Source organism: Octadecabacter sp. B2R22, from assembly GCF_018861045.1.
Lineage (GTDB): Bacteria > Pseudomonadota > Alphaproteobacteria > Rhodobacterales > Rhodobacteraceae > Octadecabacter.
The window spans coordinates 215,116-234,340 of sequence record NZ_JAHKQJ010000007.1 but is presented as its reverse complement, the minus strand read 5'-3'; the positions used below and the strand labels follow the sequence as shown (position 1 = coordinate 234,340).

At 56.8% G+C, this 19,225-nt stretch carries 18 protein-coding genes; 8 read left to right on the top strand and 10 right to left on the bottom strand.

All coding sequences use genetic code 11. The features are described 5' to 3' along the window. Window positions 1–36: 36 nt before the first annotated feature. Window positions 37–1,944, top strand: a complete 1,908-nt coding sequence (locus KO486_RS06605; protein WP_216036456.1) for a cation:proton antiporter — start codon at window positions 37–39, stop codon at window positions 1,942–1,944. Here the strand turns inward: KO486_RS06605 and cobT are convergent. Further along, window positions 1,941–2,951 carry a nicotinate-nucleotide--dimethylbenzimidazole phosphoribosyltransferase gene (cobT, locus tag KO486_RS06600; protein WP_216036455.1) on the bottom strand — a complete coding sequence of 337 codons (1,011 nt, stop codon included), beginning with the start codon at window positions 2,949–2,951 and terminating at the stop codon, window positions 1,941–1,943. The two genes, KO486_RS06605 and cobT, sit on opposite strands and share 4 nt — an antisense overlap. A 75-nt stretch (window positions 2,952–3,026) precedes the next feature. On the opposite strand from cobT, the gene KO486_RS06595 reads away from it, so the two are divergent. Next, a complete protein-coding gene (locus tag KO486_RS06595) occupies window positions 3,027–3,800 on the top strand; it encodes an adenosylcobinamide-GDP ribazoletransferase (protein WP_216036454.1) in 774 nt (257 codons plus the stop codon). A 3-nt stretch (window positions 3,801–3,803) separates the two neighbouring features. Here the strand turns inward: KO486_RS06595 and KO486_RS06590 are convergent, their stop codons facing one another. Then, window positions 3,804–4,544: a VCBS repeat-containing protein gene (locus KO486_RS06590; RefSeq protein ID WP_216036453.1), complete on the bottom strand. Its 741-nt coding sequence runs from the start codon at window positions 4,542–4,544 to the stop codon at window positions 3,804–3,806. A gap of 1 nt (window position 4,545) precedes the next feature. Next, on the bottom strand, window positions 4,546–4,869 hold the full coding sequence (locus tag KO486_RS06585; protein ID WP_216036452.1) for a 2Fe-2S iron-sulfur cluster-binding protein: 324 nt from the start codon (window positions 4,867–4,869) through the stop codon (window positions 4,546–4,548). Between the two features lie 202 nt (window positions 4,870–5,071). On the opposite strand from KO486_RS06585, the gene KO486_RS06580 reads away from it, so the two are divergent. Then, on the top strand, window positions 5,072–5,647 hold the full coding sequence (locus tag KO486_RS06580; protein WP_216036451.1) for a peptidoglycan-binding domain-containing protein: 576 nt from the start codon (window positions 5,072–5,074) through the stop codon (window positions 5,645–5,647). A 53-nt stretch (window positions 5,648–5,700) separates the two neighbouring features. Here the strand turns inward: KO486_RS06580 and KO486_RS06575 are convergent, their stop codons facing one another. The 6 genes from KO486_RS06575 to rpiA form a co-directional block, all read right to left on the bottom strand. After that, a complete protein-coding gene (locus KO486_RS06575; protein ID WP_252734669.1) occupies window positions 5,701–7,095 on the bottom strand; it encodes a Do family serine endopeptidase in 1,395 nt (464 codons plus the stop codon). 232 nt (window positions 7,096–7,327) lie between these two features. Continuing rightward, window positions 7,328–7,528 (bottom strand): DUF2065 domain-containing protein, encoded by a 201-nt coding sequence (locus KO486_RS06570; protein WP_216037524.1) that lies wholly within the window; start codon window positions 7,526–7,528, stop codon window positions 7,328–7,330. A 2-nt stretch (window positions 7,529–7,530) separates the two neighbouring features. Beyond that, a complete protein-coding gene (locus KO486_RS06565; RefSeq protein WP_216036449.1) occupies window positions 7,531–8,415 on the bottom strand; it encodes a protease modulator HflC in 885 nt (294 codons plus the stop codon). Next, complete coding sequence (hflK, locus tag KO486_RS06560) at window positions 8,415–9,668, bottom strand: FtsH protease activity modulator HflK (protein ID WP_216036448.1); 1,254 nt, start codon at window positions 9,666–9,668, stop codon at window positions 8,415–8,417. The genes KO486_RS06565 and hflK overlap by 1 nt, the downstream gene beginning before the upstream one ends. A gap of 81 nt (window positions 9,669–9,749) precedes the next feature. Continuing rightward, the gene (gene gor / locus KO486_RS06555) at window positions 9,750–11,108 is read right to left on the bottom strand and encodes a glutathione-disulfide reductase (RefSeq protein ID WP_216036447.1); all 1,359 of its coding nucleotides are present in this window, start codon (window positions 11,106–11,108) and stop codon (window positions 9,750–9,752) included. 102 nt (window positions 11,109–11,210) lie between these two features. Next, the gene (gene rpiA / locus KO486_RS06550; RefSeq protein WP_216036446.1) at window positions 11,211–11,999 is read right to left on the bottom strand and encodes a ribose-5-phosphate isomerase RpiA; all 789 of its coding nucleotides are present in this window, start codon (window positions 11,997–11,999) and stop codon (window positions 11,211–11,213) included. A 154-nt stretch (window positions 12,000–12,153) separates the two neighbouring features. On the opposite strand from rpiA, the gene KO486_RS06545 reads away from it, so the two are divergent. The 4 genes from KO486_RS06545 to KO486_RS06530 all read left to right on the top strand — a co-directional run bounded on the left by KO486_RS06545 (window position 12,154) and on the right by KO486_RS06530 (window position 16,180). Continuing rightward, complete coding sequence (locus KO486_RS06545) at window positions 12,154–12,828, top strand: glutathione S-transferase family protein (protein ID WP_216036445.1); 675 nt, start codon at window positions 12,154–12,156, stop codon at window positions 12,826–12,828. Continuing rightward, window positions 12,829–14,202, top strand: a complete 1,374-nt coding sequence (locus KO486_RS06540; protein ID WP_216036444.1) for an L-serine ammonia-lyase — start codon at window positions 12,829–12,831, stop codon at window positions 14,200–14,202. Between the two features lie 72 nt (window positions 14,203–14,274). Continuing rightward, window positions 14,275–15,216 carry a DMT family transporter gene (locus KO486_RS06535; RefSeq protein ID WP_216036443.1) on the top strand — a complete coding sequence of 314 codons (942 nt, stop codon included), beginning with the start codon at window positions 14,275–14,277 and terminating at the stop codon, window positions 15,214–15,216. Between the two features lie 46 nt (window positions 15,217–15,262). Further along, on the top strand, window positions 15,263–16,180 hold the full coding sequence (locus tag KO486_RS06530) for a DMT family transporter (protein ID WP_252734607.1): 918 nt from the start codon (window positions 15,263–15,265) through the stop codon (window positions 16,178–16,180). Here KO486_RS06530 and KO486_RS06525 read toward each other — a convergent pair. Continuing rightward, on the bottom strand, window positions 16,125–16,811 hold the full coding sequence (locus tag KO486_RS06525) for a thiamine diphosphokinase (protein ID WP_216036442.1): 687 nt from the start codon (window positions 16,809–16,811) through the stop codon (window positions 16,125–16,127). The two genes, KO486_RS06530 and KO486_RS06525, sit on opposite strands and share 56 nt — an antisense overlap. A 222-nt stretch (window positions 16,812–17,033) precedes the next feature. Here KO486_RS06525 and KO486_RS06520 point away from each other — a divergent pair, with 222 nt between their 5' ends. Next, the gene (locus KO486_RS06520) at window positions 17,034–19,121 is read left to right on the top strand and encodes a hypothetical protein (protein WP_252734606.1); all 2,088 of its coding nucleotides are present in this window, start codon (window positions 17,034–17,036) and stop codon (window positions 19,119–19,121) included. Window positions 19,122–19,225 lie beyond the last annotated feature (104 nt).

The window sequence follows — 19,225 nt, the reverse complement described above, 5'->3', positions numbered from 1 at the left end:
TCATATTTACCCCGCCTATGGGCGGACAGGATACCGATGCAAGACACGCTCATTCTCGCGACATTGCTCTTGGGGGCAGCTGTGGTTGCCGTGCCGATGGCCGCGCGGCTTGGCCTTGGATCGGTGCTTGGCTACCTGCTTGCGGGGGTCGCTATTGGTCCCTTGTTAGGGGCGGAAGCCGCAGAGCTTCAACATGTTGCAGAATTCGGCGTCGTTATGATGTTGTTCCTGATTGGATTGGAACTGGACCCACGCGCCCTTTGGGGGATGCGGCACCGTCTGATCGGGCTTGGCGGCCTCCAAATCGGCCTAACGACGTTGTTGCTGATGGTGGGGTTCATGGCCTTAGGGCAAGCGTGGCAAACAGCACTCGCCATTGGCATGATCTTTGCGTTGTCCTCGACGGCGATCGTTCTGCAAACCCTTGATGAAAAAGGCCTTATGCAAACGAGCGGCGGGCGGAATACGTTCTCGGTTCTGCTGACCCAAGACATTGCCGTTATCCCCATGTTGGCGTTGTTGCCTCTTTTGGCGTTGCGTTCGCCGGTTGTAATGCAAGACGACGGTTCTATGGCTCTTGGCAGCGACGTAGACGACGCTGCACATCACACAATCAGCCTTGTTGACGGTCTCCCTGCATGGGGGGTGACGCTTGTGACCATTGCAGCGGTTGCGTCAGTCATCCTCGTGGGGATCTTCCTGACCCGCCCCTTGTTTCGCTACATCCACCACGCGCGCCTGCGTGAAATGTACACCGCGTTGGCCCTGCTTATGGTGGTGTCGATTGCGGCATTGATGAGCCTTGTCGGGTTGTCGGCCGCCTTGGGTACGTTTCTGGCTGGCGTGGTTCTTGCGAACTCGGAATTCCGACATGAGTTAGAAAGTGACCTTGCCCCCTTTAAGGGATTGCTCCTTGGGTTGTTCTTTATCACGGTTGGGGCTGGGATCGATTTCGGCACCCTTTTCGCCGCACCGGTTCGTATTTTCGGCATAACAATCGCGATGATGCTGGCCAAAGGGGCTGTGCTTTATCTGCTGGCGCGGATCTTTGATTTACGCGGTCGCGCCCGTTGGCTGTTCACACTTGGCCTCGCGCAAGCTGGTGAATTCGGTTTCGTGTTGCTGGCGTTTTCAGAGCAGCAAAACGTCATCGGAGCGGCGCTCAGTGCAGAATTGCTGCTGGTCGTCGCACTGTCCATGTTGATTACCCCGTTGTTGTTTATTGCCTATGACCGCCTGTCCCACCGCATGGGATCGGATGCCAAGGAACCGCACGAAGAAGACGATATTGACGAAAAAGGGCGAGTCATCATCGCAGGCATCGGGCGTTTCGGACAAGTTGTGAACCGCCTTGTGCAAGCCAGCGGTTACAGCACTGTGGTGCTCGATAGCGATCTGAATACGGTGCAATTGATGCGCACGTTCGGGTTCAAAGGGTTCTTTGGGGATCCCACCCGCCCTGACATACTGCATGCAGCAGGAATTGATCAGGCATCAGTCCTTGTGGTCGCTCTGGATGGCAAAGCTTCGGCGGTGAACCTCGTGAAATATGCCCGCACACACTATCCCGACCTGCACATTGTGGCACGGGCACGTGACCGTGTTCACGTCTACGAACTCTATGCGGCGGGCGCGAACGATATCGTGCGCGAATTGTTTGACGGGTCATTGCGGGCGGGCCGCTATGTTCTGGAAAATCTAGGGCTGTCAGATTACGAGGCTTCAGAGGCCGAGATGGCGTTCTATCACCATGACCGCGCCACCCTGCGTGACCTTGCAGAGGTCTGGGACCCAGACACCCCAATTGCGCAGAACAAAGCCTATGTCGAACGCGCAAAGGCCGCCAACCGCGATCTAGAAACGCAATTGGCGCAGGCTTTGGATGAAACAGAGCGCAATCAAAGCCGTCTCGGTGGCCGCGCGAAGCGGCCCAATCAAGACTAACCTGCCGCGACGCCTGCTTCAGAAAATGTTGCCATGCCGGAATGGCAGGCGATGGCGGATTTAAGAACGCCAATCGCCAAAGCCCCACCGGACCCTTCGCCCAAACGCAGCCCCATAGACAGGATTGGCGGTTTGCCCAAAGCATCCAAAAGACGGCCATGTGCGCCCTCTGCGCTCAGATGGCCCGCAACGGTGTGATCCAAAGACCCTTCAACGGCCTTTTCCAAAGTGGCGGCCGCGGCTGAACAAATGAAACCATCCAAGATCACTGGAATGCGGTGATGACGTGCCGCGGCAATTGCGCCAGCCATTGCCGCCAATTCACGCCCACCAAGGCAGCGCAGGGCCTCAAGCGGATCACTTGTGTCATGCAAAGCAAGTCCGCGATCAACAACATCTACTTTTCGAGCCAACCCATCATCATCAACGCCCGTCCCGCGCCCGACCCAGTCTTGCGCTGTGCCGCCCAAAACAGCCGCAGCGACAGCCGCGGCCGACGTCGTGTTGCCGATGCCCATTTCACCTGTCACGAAAAGATCCGCGGTTGGATCAACGGCATTCCACCCAGTAGTTAGTGCGGCAATTACCTCGGCTTCGCTCATTGCGGCCTCAACTGTGAAATCTTTAGTCGGCGTTTCCAGCTCCAGCGCATGAACATCCATTTTTGCGCCATTGGCCTTTGCCAACTGATTGATCGCGGCCCCGCCATGTTCAAAATTTGCCACCATCTGCACAGTCACTTCCGGTGGAAACGCAGAAACGCCCTGTGCGCAAACACCGTGGTTACCTGCAAAGATCACAATCTGGGGTGCCTCGATGCTGGGGCGGTCCGTATCACGCCAGCCCGCATACCAAATCGCAAGCTCTTCCAAACGGCCCAACGCACCCGGAGGTTTGGTCAGCTGGTTGTTGCGGTCCTTTGCCCCTGCAATTGATGCCATATTTGGGCCTGTCGCTGCCTCTAACGTGGCGCGGAATTCGGAAAGTGTGGTGAACGGTGCGGTCATGGCGTGGCCTCATTGCAAATTTGTGCCTCACTCTCTACCCAATGGAACGGAAATGACCAGACAGGAAACGGCCCGATGACACCTAAGGACGACACAACACCCCTTTTCTCGGCTGGTGATATGTTCGCAGCCTTGGGATTGTTAAGCCGCCTACCCGTTCCGGTGAACACCGAGCTAGCGACATCTCGCGGGGGGGCCGCCGCTTGGGCCTATCCCATCGCGGGCTTGGCCATCGGCGTGATCGCGTGTTGCGTTGGGCAAATTGCTCTTTGGTTGGGGCTACCGGTTTCGCTGGCGGCGGGGCTGATCGTTGCATCATTGGCCATCACTACGGGCGGGATGCACGAAGACGGGTTGGCCGACTGCGCAGATGGGTTCTGGGGAGGCTGGGACAGGATCAATCGTCTTAAGATCATGCAAGACAGCCACACGGGCGTTTATGGTGTCATTGCTCTGGTGCTCGGCCTTGGCCTGCGTTGGCAGGCGGTTGCTCTCCTGCTTGTGACCCCATTTTGGCTAGCGCTGATCTGTGTTGCGATGCTGAGCCGTGCGGCGATGGTGCCGATGATGGCCTACCTGCCCCATGCGCGGACCGAAGGGCTGAGCCACTCTGTGGGTCGCCCGCAGCCCGCTACAGCTTGGGTGGCCTTGGGGATTGCAGGGTTTGCTGCCATCATTCTTTTGCAGCTTGCAGCGCTATGGGTTCTGATCGTGACCCTGCTGGCGACACTGGTTTGTGCGCAAATTGCACGCGCCAAAGTCGGTGGTCAAACAGGTGATGTCCTTGGCGCGACGCAACAGATCACAGAAATTGCAGCGCTGATGACGCTCGTTGCGGTGCTGACTTAGGCGCTAAAGCCCGCAGTCTAGCGCCTCCGCCAACCGCTCTGGCGTAAAGGCCCCCAAAGAGCGCACCTGCCATTCCTCGACAAACCGGATCACCATAAGATCGCTCCAATCCGCATCCGCCGTGACCATTTCTGGCCCAGTCCCACAATCCCGCATGCCGCTGGAAAAGAACGCATCGCCAATCCGGTGGTTCGTCAGCCCTGACACTTCAGCATCCAAACGCAGCCCAACGCCGTCCCATTCAAAAATGCGCAAGGTTTTCGCCAAATGGGGACGATCGACAAATGCCACTTCGACACGCCCGTCACCATCAAAATCCGCTGCTGCGACGGGGGCCAGCCACCGGTTGGACCGACCAATATGCGCCGTTTCAGCGACTTTGCCAGTCTCGTCATAAACCGCCAATGACCCGCCACGCGCCATATCTGTTTCAACCACCACCACTTCGGGTTCACCATCACCGGTGATGTCCCAAAGACGCGGGGTCAAATCCTCGAACACATGATCGCTTGGCAATGTGGCACGGTATTGTATGCGGTTGTTGCCGTCACGGGTCTGGATCACCAGCTCCGAATATTCAATCGCATCGCCCAAAACACCATGCGCATACCGCTGCGTCGGGCCCGCGAACTCGGCCCCGACAATCTCTTCGGCAGCCGCATGTGACGCTGCACCTAGGCACAACATCACCCCCGCGCCGCGCACGAGACCCGTCAGCGGTCGCAATGGGAGACGCGGCGCCATGTTAAATCTGTTTTTCAGGCATACGAACGATCAGGCCGTCCATATCGTCTGTAACCTTCAACTGGCATGTCAGGCGTGATGTCGTTGCATCTGGCTCAAACGCGAAATCCAGCATGTCTTCTTCCATCGCGTCCTTGGCCGGGATCTTTTCGACCCAAGACGGATCCACATAGACGTGGCATGTTGAACAGGCACATGCGCCGCCGCAATCGGCTTCGATCCCGGGGATGCCATTGTCGCGGGCACCTTCCATAACGGTCAAGCCATTTGCAACGTCCACGACGTGTTCTGTTCCGCTATGTTCGATGTATGTAATCTTTGCCATTGTGTTGGCCCTTTTCAATCATTCCGTTGTCCCTAGATAGGCCGCAGCGCGCCCGCCTTCTAGCCCATTTGCGCGAAATTGGTGGCGGATACGACACCATTACCGCTCATTTTTGCGTCATCTAGGCTGTGTGCTTTGTAAAACGGCGAAATCGCGCTAACACGGCTCAATTATAGGGCGCAAAGACCCATAGGCAGAGCAGATGCAAACATCACCGATCCAGCGTACTCGCTTGGCCGCCCGTTTCGGCGCGGTATGTTCGGCTGCCGTTATCATAGGCCTGTCAGGCTGTGTTGAAACGCCGCCCACCCGTCTAGATCAAACCCCCGCGGATCACAGCATAGGGCCACTCGAAACGCCCGTGGTCGTGGACTCCAACATCGGCACTTGCTTTGCGCGCGACACGACACCCGCCGTCATTGAGACCGTGACCGAACAGATCATGGTTCAACCTGCTGTCGTGCGCAGCGATGGCAGTGTCGAGCAACCCGCCGCATTCCGTACAGTGACGCGCCAGCGTATCCTTCGCGAACGCCGCGAGGTCGAATTCGAGACGCCTTGCGGTCACGTTCAAACGCCCGAATTCATCGCCTCGGTGCAACGTGCATTGGTGGCGCGCGGGTACTACCGTGGCACGATTACTGGCGCCATAGATACACGTACAGTCTCCGCCATTGAGCGGTTTCAGACCGACCAAAACGATGTCCACACAGGTGTCCTAACCCTTAAAACGGCACGCTCCTTGGGGTTGGTCGCCCTACCGCGCGACCAGCTTTAAACGGAAAAGGGCGCCCCATTGGGACGCCCTTTCGTACTAGACTGATGTCTAATTTATTCGAGGCCAAGTGCCACAAACCGTGGCGCACCGTCGCGACGTACAAGCAGCAGCAAAGACTTGCGGCCAGCCTCTTGGGCTTCTTCAACACGCGCCTCGAAATCAACGATGCCTGTGATGGGCTGTTGTCCCGCTTCGGTGATGACATCGCCCGCCAATAGGCCTTTGGTCTCGGCTTCGCTATCCGTTTCGACTTCGACAACCACAAGACCGCTGCCCAACTCAAGACCCAATTCCTCAGCCATTTCAGGTGAAACCTCGGACAAGGTCATGCCAAGCATGTTGGTTGTGTCAGGTTCCCCTGCATCTGGTCCATCATCTGGGAAGGCAACCGATTCAGCTGTCTCACGGCGGCCAAGTACGACCGTCAGATCGATCATTTCACCATTGCGCAGTGTCGCGACGGGAACTTCTTTGCCCACAGGGCTGTTGCCAACGATCTGAACCAGCTCACGGGTGTCTTCGATCTCTACACCGTCAAAAGTCAAAATGATGTCGCCGGATTCCATACCTGCATCTTCTGCGGGACCAGCGGGAACATCCGTGACCATTGCGCCGCGTGCTTCGTCCAGCCCGTCAATCGCATCAACCATATCTGCTGTGACGTCCTGAATACGAACGCCCAACCAGCCACGGCGGGTCTCGCCAAATTCTTGCAACTGATCCACGACGTTGGTCACAACAGAAGACGACATCGCAAAGCCGATGCCGATGCTGCCGCCGTTCGGGGACAGGATTGCGGTGTTCACGCCGATCACGTCACCATCCATGTTAAACAGCGGTCCACCCGAGTTCCCTCGGTTGATCGCGGCATCTGTCTGGATGTAGTCGTCATAGGTCCCCTGCAGGGAGCGGTTGCGCGCCGATACGATACCCGCAGACACAGAGAACCCCTGCCCCAACGGATTGCCCATCGCCATCACCCAGTCACCAACACGAGAACCCGCGCCATCGCTGTCGCCAAAGCTGACGTATTGCAGGGGTGTGTCGTGTTCGACCTTGAGAACCGCAATATCCGTGTTCGGGTCTGTGCCGATCAGCTCGGCTGGCAGGAGTTCGGATGGCTGCCCATCACCGGGGAAAAATTCGATTTCGATCGAGTCAGCGCCCTCAATGACGTGGTTGTTCGTTACGATGAACCCATCTGCCGAGATCACAAAACCGGATCCAAGAGCAGACGAACGGCGCTGGCCGCCATCGTTGTTGTCATTAAAGAAGTCTTCAAACGGGGAGCCTTCAGGCACGACTCCCTGCGGGCCTGTCCGGCTGGCGATCACTGTGCTGGTGGTGATGTTTACCACCGACGGGCTGACTTGTTCCGCCAACTCAGCGAAAGTCGCAGGGCGATTTTGCGCATCAACCGGAACAACGGTCGCCACGGCGAGCGCCATACCGACCAACAAAGCGCCTAGCCATTTCTGACGACTGTCTTGTTGGGTTTGGGCACGCACGGCGGCCTGTGGGTGTGATCTCTTTGTCATCTGCACAAAGCGTCTCCTTCTTGAAACTTTAACAAGGGCGCGCGCGCCCGTTGACATAGAATGTAGGTCCAAAGACGCTGGGCGCAACGGCAAACACGTAACCGTCACCGAGACGTGAGCGTTCATAAGCTAAAAGTCGCGTCTATTCCAAGGCGCCCAGTGCGGCGGCCAACCATAACAATGCGACACCCGCGCAAAGTGCAGCGAACCCGACGATCCGCCGCGTTTCCAAAGGCATGGCCCGCAGCGCCGCAAGCATGTCTTCCACAAGCGAAGGGGCCAGTGCGTACACCAGCCCCTCTACGATCAGCACCAGCCCGAAGGCCAGGGTGATTATTCCGATCATTACTCGGTCGCACCCGTCGGTGAACGCAAGTATTCAAAGAATGCATCTGGTGGCGACATGACCATCCGAGCATTCCCTGTTGCCAGACCTTCACGGTATGCCTCGAGCGAGCGGTAGAATTCAAAGAACTCAGTGTCTTGCCCATAGGCGTCTGCGAAAATCGCGTTGCTTGCCGCGTCGGCTTCACCCTCAGTAATGCGCGCCTGACGGCTGGCGTCGGATTCAAGTTCAACCACGGTACGATCCGCTTGCGCAGTGATCCGTGTCGCGGCTTCGCGACCACGTGCCCGTTCGTCCTCGGCCTCACGTTGACGTTCTGAAACCATCCGCAAAAACGTACGTTCAAGGTTTTGGCTTGGTAGATCCGTCCGCTTTAGGCGCACGTCAATCACTGTCAGACCCAAGGAATTGGCCTGCGTAATCGCACCGTTACGGATACGTAGCATCAACGCGTCACGGTCCGTGGACAAGATGTCACCGGAAGAGACCGAGCCCAAAACCGCACGTGTTTGTGCGTTCAGGATACGTTCAAGACGTAGATCTGCGACTGCAATCGCTTGATCGCCACCGGCACCAGTCGCCTGACGGAACAGTTCCACATCCGAAATCCGGTAGCGGGCAAAGGCATCCACGATTAAGCGACGGTCATCGTTTGGAATGACTTCCTGAGCGGCCATATCGATTGAAATGATCCGGTCATCGTAGGTCACGACCTGATCCATCATTGGAATACGGAACCCGAGACCTGGATCTTCTTTGATCTGAACCACGCGGCCAAATCGAAGCACGAGAGCCTTTTCACGTTCATCCACAATAAAGATCGAGCTGATGATTGCCGCCAAGAAAATGACGATCACTGGCAGAATATAAAGTGACTTATTCATCAGTTCGACCCTCCTGTTGATGGGCTACGCAGTTGGTCAAGTGGGAGATACGGGACAACGCCGCCCCCGCCGTCGCCGCCTGTTTCGTCCAGCAAAATGATATTGCCGGAGCTAAAGACGTCTTCGACCATTTCTAGATACAGACGCTGACGGGTTACATCAGGTGCCTTCTGGTATTCCTCAAGAACGGAAACGAAACGCGCGGCCTCACCTTCGGCTTCGTTTACCACGCGAGCGCGGTACCCTTCGGCGTCTTCAAGGATTTGCGCGGCGTTACCACGTGCGCCAGCTGTTTCACGGTTTGCATAAGCGTCCGCTTGGTTTTGCAGCTGGATGCGTTCTTGTTCTGCATCCTGCACGTCACGATACGCGGCCAACGGCGAAGTCTTTTCTTCGACACCGTCAATATCTGTGGTCAGCACTTGGGTTGCGGGTGGATCGGCAGCACCAAGGTTGATCCGCACGATGTTCACACCAGAATCGTAGCTGTCGAGTGTTTCTTGAGTAAGTTCCTGCATCCGTTGTTCGATGCTGTCACGATCTTGGTTCAAGTTCGCCAGCTGAGACTGCGCGATGATTTCGCGCATAACGGATTCAGAAACCGCCGCGATTGTTTCTTCTGGCTCAGCTAGGTTGAACAAGAACTGATCAGGGCGTGTGATGTTCCAAACGACTTGGAAGTCGATATCGACGATGTTTTCGTCACCTGTCAGCATCAAACCGATGTCGCCTTCAAGCATCCGCAACACGGACGGATTGTCGGACAATTCTTGTGGAACAGGGTCTTCACCGATGTTGATGACTTGTTCGCGTGTCACCTGAACGATCTCGTATGTGACCAAAGGCCACGGGGCAAAGTTCAGACCACTGTCACCGATACACGGTTCCATACATTCGCCAAGAAACAGCTCAACCGACTTTTCTTCAGGACGAACTGTATAAAAGCTCGACGCGGCCCATAGGACGACTGCGCCCAATACACCAAGACCGATCATGCCACGGCTGACTTGTGGACCGCCGGCCCCACCGCCACCACCGCCGCCGACGCGACCACGGTCATTGCCACCGCCCATCAGAACACGCAGTTGGTCCTTGGTTTTATTGATGATTTCATCAAATTCAGGGATTTGCGGATCGTTCGGTGGACGTTGCCCGCCATTGCGGTTTCCGTCGCCATTTGGTCGGCGACGGTCATCGTCGTCACCGCCATCATTGCCTCCGCCCCCCCAGGGGCCGCCGTTGTTTCCAGCCATTAAGCCTGTCTTCCCTTGTTGCGACCCATTTCCTCCGGGTCATATTCATCTTGTCTATAAGTGTGCTTTTACGCGCAAAGTTCAAGCAGTTCGCACGGGATCGCGCATTGTCACAAGTTCCTCACTGATCGTTGGGTGAACCGCGCAGGTCGCATCAAACTGTTCTTTGGTTGCCCCCATCTTCACAGCAATGCCCGCAAGCTGGATCATTTCACCCGCATGCGGGCTGACGATATGACACCCCAGAACCTTGCGCGTTGCCTTTGATACAACGAGTTTCATCAACACGCGATCGGGCCGTTCTGCAAACGCCGTCTGCATCGGTCGGAAGGATGTGGCGTAGATTTCTACGGGTTCCTGTTCGGCGGCCTGTTCTTCGGACAGACCAACGGTGCCCATTTCAGGCTGGGTGAAAATCGCGGACGGGATCAGTTCGTGGTCTGGCTTTGTTGGGTTGCCGTTGAACACGGTCTCAACAAAGGCCATGCCTTCACGGATCGCCACCGGCGTCAGTTGCACACGGTTCGTCACATCTCCAACGGCGTAAATGCTTGGTACCTTGGTCTGGCTGTAATCATCCACGATGATTTCACCATTGCGGCCCAGTTCAACCCCGACCTCTTCAAGGCCAAGGCCATCAGTGTTTGGCGAGCGGCCCGTCGCATACATCACCTGATCGTAAACCGCTTCGGACCCATTGGTGCATTTGACCCAAATTCCGTCTTCGTGCTTCTCCATTTCAAGGACGTTTGTCCCGAGGTGCAGATCAACGCCCTTCTCGATCATCATCTCGGACACCAACCCACGGGCTTCGTCGTCAAAGCCACGCAGGATTTGCGCACCACGGTAGAACTGGGTCACCTCGACTCCGAGGCCGTTGAGAATGCAAGCGAACTCGGATGCGATGTAACCGCCGCCCACAACCAAGATCTTCTTGGGAAGCTCTTTCAGCAGGAAAATGTCGTTGGACGTAATCGCCAAATCCGCGTTCTTCATGTCCGGCACAGACGGGCGGCCGCCGACGGCAACGAGAATATGCTTGGCGCTATGAGTTGAGCCATCCGCAAGGGTCACTTCATGGGGGCCGCTGACAGTCGCACGGGAATCGTATATCGTGACGTCGGAATTGCCCAACAATTTGCGGTAGATCCCCTCAAGACGGTCTAGTTCAGCGTGAAGGTTGGGTTGGAACTTTGACCAATTGAACGATCCGTCTTGCACGTCCCAACCATACGCACGGGCATCGGCAAACATCTCTTGGTACTCAGACGCGAAAACCATCAGTTTTTTGGGGACACAGCCACGGATCACACAGGTTCCGCCCATCCGGAATTCTTCGGCCAGTGCAACCTTGGCCCCTGTTGCCGCAGCGACCCGCGCGGCACGTACGCCACCTGATCCGCCACCAATCACAAACAAATCGTAATCAAAATCAGCCATATCGGGCGCGCCTTTCTAAGGGGGATAATTTGGACCTTGGTAAAGCACAGCACTGCAGGCTTGGCCAGTCACAGTACCGTTCATTGGCCCGTCGATACAGACCTAGTCGTTCAGGTCCGCAAACAGGTTTTCGTTCTCTACAAAATCAATGCGGTCTTCTTCGACAGTGCCTTGATTGATGTCGCGAACTTCCACGCGGCCGTCGCCGTAGCCGATAACAACCACGTCACAAATGTCGATGAACAAACCGTTCTCAACAACGCCCGGTATCTGATTGACAACCAATGACAATTGCCGCGCGTTGCCGATCCGGTTGAGGTGAAGATCAAGGATATGGTTGCCTTCGTCTGTGTAGAACGGAGCATCCCCATTCATACGCAAGCTGATTTCACGGCCCAGCACATCCATGCCGATCAGTGTTTCTTCGACCAGTGTTTTTGTGGTCTGCCAACCGAATGGAACCACCTCAATCGGGAGGGGAAAACTGCCCAACGTCTCAACGGATTTGGACGCATCCGCAATGACAACCATTTGATCGCTTGCCGTTGCCACGATCTTTTCCTGCAACAGTGATCCGCCACCACCCTTGATCAGGTTGAGATTGCCATCATATTCGTCCGCACCGTCAATCGTGATGTCGAGCCATTTGGCCTCATCCAAGGAGATCACATTGATCCCAACTTCACGGGCAAGGTCAGCGGTGCGGGTGGATGTCGGAATGCCCTGAATTTGCAGACCCTCTTTCTCGACCATCTCTCCCAGGCATTTCACCATCCACGCAGCAGTGGACCCCGACCCAAGGCCGACTTTCATACCATCTTCGACGTATTGGGTTGCCTGTTTCGCAGCAACGAATTTGGCTTTGTCGATGGGGGACAGTTCAGACGGCATGGGGCAGCTCCTGCGCTGGGATAAAGACTTCCTGTCTATATACGATGCTCGGACGCGCGGCGCTATGGTCCAAATCGGGCTAATTTACGCAAAGCCCGTTCTATCGGTCGCGTTTGGGCGGGTTGGCGTGACTGGAATGCTGAATCCTTGAACCATGACAAAGCTGATCCTGCATTACGCCCCTGACAACGCATCGCTGATTATTCGCCTTGCGCTTGATCACTTGAACCTGCCGTTCGAGACGGTTTTGGTGGATCGTGCCAGCGCGGCACAGCGCGATCCGGCATATCTTACGATCAACCCAAATGGGCTGATCCCGACGCTGATCACGCCGGACGGCGCGATATTTGAGACCACCGCGATCTTGCTTTGGTTGGAGGGTCGGTTTGGGGGCCTGATGCCAACTGGCGATACCACGCGAACATCGGCACTTAAATGGCTGATATGGATTGGGAATACCCTGCACCCGAGTCAACGGATGATGTTCTATCCCGATACATACACCGACGGGGACATCGAAGACCTGCGCGCGCCCACACGGCGCCGCATCGCACGCCTGTTGACGCTGCTGTCTGACGCGAAAGACGCGGACTGGCTTGAAGCCGCACCATCCGCACCGTCCTTCTACCTTGCGCCATTGCTGCGATGGTGCGCGATCTACGGTGGGGATCACTGGTTTGATCTGGCGGATTACCCGCGCCTTTTCGCATTTGCGCAGCGGATGGAACAAACAGAACCCGCTTTTCGCGCAATGCGCACAGAGGGTCTTGGGGCGCACCCATTTACCGCCCCCAAGCCGCCCAATCCACCAGAAGGGAGCGCCGTTTAGATGTTCTTATCCGTATTCGATATGTTCAAGGTCGGGATCGGCCCGTCGTCTTCCCACACGATTGGCCCCATGGTTGCCGCCGCTCGGTTCTTGGACCACCTGCGCGCGCAACCGTTTAAAGTTAGTGGCTTACGGGCCAGCCTTCATGGATCATTGGCGTTTACGGGCGTTGGTCATTCAACGGATCGCGCCACGATACTGGGCCTCGCGGGGTTTCGCGCGGATGATTATGATCGCATCAAAGCAGACGCCGAAATGGCCCGTATCGCGGCTGAAGGTTGGGTTGCCCCTGACGGGTTAGGCCAACTGACATTTGCACCCACAGAACATCTTGAATTCGACTATGGACCCAACCTTCCCGGTCACGCCAACGGCATGAAGCTCATGGGGACGGACGCGCAGGGCGATGTGGTCACCGAAGTGACATACTATTCGATCGGCGGCGGGTTCGTTCTGACCGAACAAGAACTCGCGGCGGGCGTTGATAAAGACGAAGGTGCGCCAGTGCCTTTTCCGTTTAAGAGCGCCTCTGAAATGCTTGAAATGGCGCAACAAAGTGGAATCAGCATCGCACAGATGAAACGCCGCAATGAACTCAGCCGACGGAATGCTACGGACCTTGATGCTGGGCTAACACGGCTTTGGGCGGTGATGAACGACTGCATTGATCGCGGGCTGCAAACGGATGGCATCTTGCCCGGTGGGCTGAACGTCAAACGCCGGGCCAAGGGCATCCATGACGCGCTGAGAGCGGAGTCTGGTGTGAACCTCACTGCGCCCCATACGATCAACGATTGGATGTCGACCTACGCCATGGCCGTGAACGAGGAAAACGCAGCTGGTGGACAGGTTGTCACCGCCCCCACCAATGGTGCGGCAGGCGTCGTTCCCGCGACGATCCGGTACTACATGGATCATGTGCCCAGCGCGACGGCTACGAAGATACCAGATTTTCTGCTGACGGCGGCGGCCATTGGCGGATTGGTGAAATTCAATGCCTCGATCAGCGGAGCCGAGGCTGGATGTCAGGCCGAGGTCGGCAGTGCTGCGGCAATGGCGGCGGCGGGCCTTTGCGCCGTGCTGGGCGGTACACCTGAGCAGATCGAGAACGCGGCTGAGATCGCATTGGAACATCACCTCGGCATGACCTGCGATCCCGTAAAGGGGTTGGTTCAAGTGCCCTGTATTGAACGCAACGGCTTGGGCGCGATCAAGGCGGTGTCTGCGGCGTCCTTGGCGATGCGCGGTGACGGCACGCACCTTGTGCCGCTGGACGCCGCTATCGAGACCATGCGCCAAACCGGCGCGGATATGTCCGAAAAGTACAAAGAAACGGCTTTGGGGGGCTTGGCGGTGAACGTCCCGAACTGTTGAACCGAGCCGATCGTTATAGAAAGCGTCGTTTCCAGACTGGACGCGTTGTGCCGCGACAACCATACCACTTGGATGACAACAACATCTCAAATTTCGCAGGGCCCGGATCGGGTTCCTCTCGGCATGGCTCTGGTGATCGGGTTCTGCGTGGTCGCACCCATGCTCGACGTGTGTGCGAAGATCGCGGCTGACGCGATCCCTGTTGGCCAGATCACGGCTGGCCGATTTTTGGTGCAAACTTTGTTGATGTTGCCGGTGTGCCTGATGATGGGGCTGTCTTTGCGGCTGCGTGTTGGTCTTTGGGTCCCGGTCGCGATGCGCGCGCTGTTCTTGATGCTTTCGACCTATTTCATTATCGCCGCATTGCGGTTCATGCCCTTGGCGGATGCTTTGGCGATTGTTTTTGTCGAACCCTTTATCATCTTGCTGTTTGGCAAGATCATGTTTGGCGAAATCATCGGGCCGCGCCGTTTGCTGGCGGCGGCTGTGGGCTTTGCTGGCTGCTTGTTGGTTATCCAGCCCAGCTTTGTGGCGTTTGGCTATGTCGCACTTTTGCCTTTGGGAACGGCCTTTACGTTTGCCGCCTATGTGCTGAGCACACGGTCCTTGCGCGGGCAATTGCACCCCGTTGAAATGCAGTTTCAAACAGGACTGGCCGCGACGCTGATGATTGTACCACTGATATGGGTCGCGGATGGACGTGGTTGGGATACGCTTGATCCGGTCTGGCCCGAGGGGATCTATTGGCTGTTGATCTTCGGCGTCGGGTTCTTTGCAACTGTGGCCCATATGATGATGACCTACGCGCTGTCGATGGCCCCTGCAGCGACGCTTGCGCCCCTGCACTATCTGGAAATCATCACGGCGGCACTTCTTGGCTATCTGTTCTTTGACGACTTCCCTAACGGGCTGGCCTTGATCGGTATCTTCGTCATCATGGCATCAGGTCTTTATGTCATACACCGTGAACGGGTGAACGCCCGCCAGATCGAACTCCCTGCGGCACCGATTTAGGCCCATCTCTCTAGACGCGCCACGTGATCCCCCCTAGCGTGCCTTGATGACGTCCCAATCCCCTGATCGCCCGTTCCTTGGCATTCTACTGATGCTCGGCTTTTGTGTGCTTGCTCCGCTGGGCGACGCTACGGCCAAGCTATTGGGAGACGAGATGTCAGTGGGGTTTTTGGTGTTCATCCGATTTTCTGTGCAGGCAGCGCTGCTGCTCCCGCTCGTGGTCTTTTTGGGCTACCCGATGCCAAATGGCCGGCGATTGTTGCGCCTGACGGCGCTGCGCACTCTGCTGCATATCGCGGGCATTGGATTGATGTTTTCATCGCTTCAGTATCTGCCGCTGGCCGACGCGATCGCCATCGCCTTTGTCATGCCGTTTATCATGTTGCTGCTTGGGCGGGTCTTCTTGGGCGAAGACATCGGCCCGCATCGGCTGATTGCCTGTGCCGTTGGGTTTTGCGGCACGCTCTTGGTTGTGCAGCCAAACTTTATAGATGTGGGCGCGCCTGCGTTGCTTCCTTTGGGGGTCGCCGTTGTCTTTGCCCTCTTTATGTTGGTAACCCGTAAAATCGCCAAGGATGTCGACCCAATTGGCCTACAAGCCCTCTCCGGTCTGATGGCCGCACCGCTGGTTGGGATCGCACTGGTGATCTTCCCAACGGTTTCGATATTGGAGACCACCCCCGTCTCAGGATCGGCGTGGTGGTTGTTGTTATGGCTCGGCGTCTTGGGGACCCTCGCCCATCTGCTGATGACGTGGAGCCTGCGGTTCGCGCCCTCAGCCACATTGGCCCCGATGCAATACTTGGAAATCCCCATAGGGACTGTGATCGGGTATCTGGTGTTTCGCGACCTCCCCAACGGGCTGGCCGCTGTCGGCATCTGCATCACGATCGCCGCTGGGCTTTATGTTATCCTGCGCGAGCGGGCCATCGCCCAGAGCCTTGCAAAAGCGCCTGCACCGTAAGCTCCAGCGCGCCGCGCGGCAAAATCAACAACAACTTCGGTGCATCGGGCCGCAATGTGACAGGTCCAGTCGCCTTGTTTGATGTCCCGACCCGTCCGTCCGGTGCCAACCGCAACCCATCGGTCGGCCAGTGAAGCCCCTCGCTGGAACACCCTACATCCGCCATCGGGAAAAGTGAGACCAGTGACCCAACCTCGAGATCAAGGTTAATCTCAGGCGGACAAAGTAAACAAAACGTCTCTTCACCGATAAGGATGCAGGGCCGTTCAGGATAACGCACCAAAACGGTCAGGGCCGCCAGCTCATGATCTAGCCGCGCACCACTGAACCCCACGCCAAGCACTAAGGGCGCCTCGATATTGCGCAACGCCTTATCCAGATCGGTGCTATCCTGTTCGCAAATAGGGTGCAGCACGTCTCTCAAGGCATGTTTGCCCGACTCGGAGATCGAATCCATATCCCCCACAACTGCGGCAGGGTTCAGCCCCTCAAGCAGGGCCATATCCGCCCCGCCATCCGCGCAGACCACAGTTTCGCCCCACTTTAACGCAACGGTAAGAGCATCTGGTGCAGGGTTTGCACCGCCGATAAGCGTTATTGGACTGGAACTTGAAACAATTGGCCGGATCACGTTTGATTACCCTCGAGTTTGGAAACTTGCCTTGAAACGGTCACGAAATAATACCCAGTTTATCGCTGTTCTGTTCCGGATTGCGAACCAATTGATGGTAAACAAGGTATCACTGGTTGGGTAGAAAGCGAGCAAACAATGGTTGGAACAAGTAAGATTCTTACCGTCTCATACGGCACTTTCTCGTGCACACTTGAAGGATTCGACGATTCCTTCAGCACGATGAAAGCAATCGCGGAATATTTCCGCGGTCTGGCCGCTGATGATCGGTATTTTGGTGCGGAACCCCCCACCCCTGATGCAGACATGTTGGCAAAAATCGCCGAGCGTGAAATTTCACGCCGCGTAGATGCTCGCATGGATGATGGTGAAATCGTCCTGCGGGCCGCCGCATTGAGCGATCAATCTAGCGGCGATGATAGCGTTGTCCAAGAGGACGCCGACGATATTGCCGAGCGTACCGCACAAGCAGAGGCTGAAGCAGCCGCAGAAGCCAAAGCTGACGCAGAGGCAAAGGCCGCTCGCAAAGCCGAGAAGGCCGCCGCCAAAGCTAAACGCAAAGCGGAAAAGGTTGCTAAGGCGAAGGCCAAAGCCGAGGCTAAGGCGGAAGCCGAAGCAAAAGCGGAAGCTGAAATTAAAGCCAAGGCGGAAGCTGAGGCTGAGGCTGAGGCTGAGGCTGAGGCTGAGGCAACCGATGCATCACAAGATGAAACAACCCTTTTGGAATCCGTAAGCACTGCGACGGCAGAGGCGGCGGACGCGGCGCTTGGGTCCGACGTCGAAGAAACGCGCGATGACGCGCTGTCTTCTACGCTCGCGGCGTCAGACCCAGCGCCCGAAACAGAGGTGAGCGAAACGGTTGCCGTTCCAGCCCACCCTGACTCCGAAAGCGTTGCTGCAAAACTCCAGCGTATCCGCGCTGTTGTTGGCCAGTCTTCTGATATGTCTCCGTCCAATGATCACTCCGACGATCTAACGGAACCGTTCTTGCCAGATGCCGAAGACGCATCCGCACATGATGACGACGATACAACAGACGGGTCGGACACAATCTCCCGTGTGATGGCACACAATTCAGATGAGGCGGACATCCAAGACGCCGCCGTACAATCCGACGCCCCTCGTGCACGTGTTGTCCGGATGAAACGTGCCGATTTCGAAAAAGCCATGGCCGAAGAAAAGGCACCAGAATCAGCAGCACCAACGGGCCCTGATTTTGCCTTGTTGGACGGTGCCGATGATCTGGATGAGTATCTTGAAGACAGCGACTTTACAGACGCTGACATCAATATCGATACGGATGCTGACCTTGACGACGACCTCGCAGAAGACCTGAAATCGATCCATGAAGATGTGATCATTGAGGACGAAGCGGACGCAGTTGAAACGGTCGTTGAAGTTACGCAAGAAGACGATGCAGAGGCCGAAATTCTCGATGCTGAAACTGAAGAGCTGGAAGAAGATGCAGCTGCATCCGACGCGACCCTCAGCAGTGCAATTCTTGGCGTTATGGCACACCAAGACGAAGATGCGGTTGTCAGCGACGTTGACGACTCCGACATGGAAGACAGTGTCGAAGCTGTTGTCGAAGACGCCCCTGCTGCTTCTGAATTCTTCGCCGAAGAACCACAGGTCGATGATTCCGCTCTGGACCGTTTGATGTCTGAAACAGACGCTCAAATGCAGGAACCTGAAGGCAGCCGTCGCCGCGATGCAATCGCACAGCTCAAGGCCGCTGTTGCAGCCAAAGAAGCTGCGCGCATGGCTGGTGAGGCGGATGACGACGACCAGGACGTCGAAAACGCTTTCCGCAACGACCTCTCCGAGGTTGTTCAGCCTGAAAGCGGTGCGGTTCGTCCACGTCCGGTACTCCGTGACAAGACCCGCACTGAGCGCCCGCGCCCCGCTCCGTTGAAACTGGTTGCCGCCCAGCGCGTCGACCTCCCTGAAACGGAACAGCGCGATGGCCCAGTTGTGCCACGCCGTGTTGCCGCCCGTAAGGACGACACACAGCAGCAACAGGCCGCTGGTTCTTTTGCGGAATTCGCGGAAAACATGGGTGCGTCAGAATTGCCGGACCTGCTGGAAGCCGCCGCCGCCTATACCGCCTTCGTTGAAGGTGCGGATGAATTCTCTCGCCCACAGATCCTGCGCCGCGTGCGCACTGTGGCCAGCGACGAGTTCAATCGAGAAGACGGGCTGCGCAGCTTTGCAGACTTGCTCAAGGCAGGGCGTTTCACCAAAGTGCGCAATGGTCGCTTCCAAGTGGCCGATGACAGCCGCTTCAACCCTGAGAAGCGCGCAAGCTAATCTCTCTAAACGAACAAAAAACGGCGCGTCGGGACATCCCGGCGCGCCGTTTTCGTTTGTGATGCCCCGTCTCCGCGATGGGCTCAGGTCGCCACGATGTCTTA

What these genes read in the sequence shown, in the direction of transcription:
- KO486_RS06605 (WP_216036456.1), top strand. Translation starts at nt 37, where the DNA reads ATGCAAGACACGCTCATTCTCGCGACATTGCTCTTGGGGGCAGCTGTG.
- cobT (WP_216036455.1), bottom strand. Translation starts at nt 2,951, where the DNA reads ATGACCGCACCGTTCACCACACTTTCCGAATTCCGCGCCACGTTAGAG.
- KO486_RS06595 (WP_216036454.1), top strand. Translation starts at nt 3,027, where the DNA reads ATGACACCTAAGGACGACACAACACCCCTTTTCTCGGCTGGTGATATG.
- KO486_RS06590 (WP_216036453.1), bottom strand. Translation starts at nt 4,544, where the DNA reads ATGGCGCCGCGTCTCCCATTGCGACCGCTGACGGGTCTCGTGCGCGGC.
- KO486_RS06585 (WP_216036452.1), bottom strand. Translation starts at nt 4,869, where the DNA reads ATGGCAAAGATTACATACATCGAACATAGCGGAACAGAACACGTCGTG.
- KO486_RS06580 (WP_216036451.1), top strand. Translation starts at nt 5,072, where the DNA reads ATGCAAACATCACCGATCCAGCGTACTCGCTTGGCCGCCCGTTTCGGC.
- KO486_RS06575 (WP_252734669.1), bottom strand. Translation starts at nt 7,095, where the DNA reads ATGGCGCTCGCCGTGGCGACCGTTGTTCCGGTTGATGCGCAAAATCGC.
- KO486_RS06565 (WP_216036449.1), bottom strand. Translation starts at nt 8,415, where the DNA reads ATGAATAAGTCACTTTATATTCTGCCAGTGATCGTCATTTTCTTGGCG.
- hflK (WP_216036448.1), bottom strand. Translation starts at nt 9,668, where the DNA reads ATGGCTGGAAACAACGGCGGCCCCTGGGGGGGCGGAGGCAATGATGGC.
- gor (WP_216036447.1), bottom strand. Translation starts at nt 11,108, where the DNA reads ATGGCTGATTTTGATTACGATTTGTTTGTGATTGGTGGCGGATCAGGT.
- rpiA (WP_216036446.1), bottom strand. Translation starts at nt 11,999, where the DNA reads ATGCCGTCTGAACTGTCCCCCATCGACAAAGCCAAATTCGTTGCTGCG.
- KO486_RS06545 (WP_216036445.1), top strand. Translation starts at nt 12,154, where the DNA reads ATGACAAAGCTGATCCTGCATTACGCCCCTGACAACGCATCGCTGATT.
- KO486_RS06540 (WP_216036444.1), top strand. Translation starts at nt 12,829, where the DNA reads ATGTTCTTATCCGTATTCGATATGTTCAAGGTCGGGATCGGCCCGTCG.
- KO486_RS06535 (WP_216036443.1), top strand. Translation starts at nt 14,275, where the DNA reads ATGACAACAACATCTCAAATTTCGCAGGGCCCGGATCGGGTTCCTCTC.
- KO486_RS06530 (WP_252734607.1), top strand. Translation starts at nt 15,263, where the DNA reads ATGACGTCCCAATCCCCTGATCGCCCGTTCCTTGGCATTCTACTGATG.
- KO486_RS06520 (WP_252734606.1), top strand. Translation starts at nt 17,034, where the DNA reads ATGAAAGCAATCGCGGAATATTTCCGCGGTCTGGCCGCTGATGATCGG.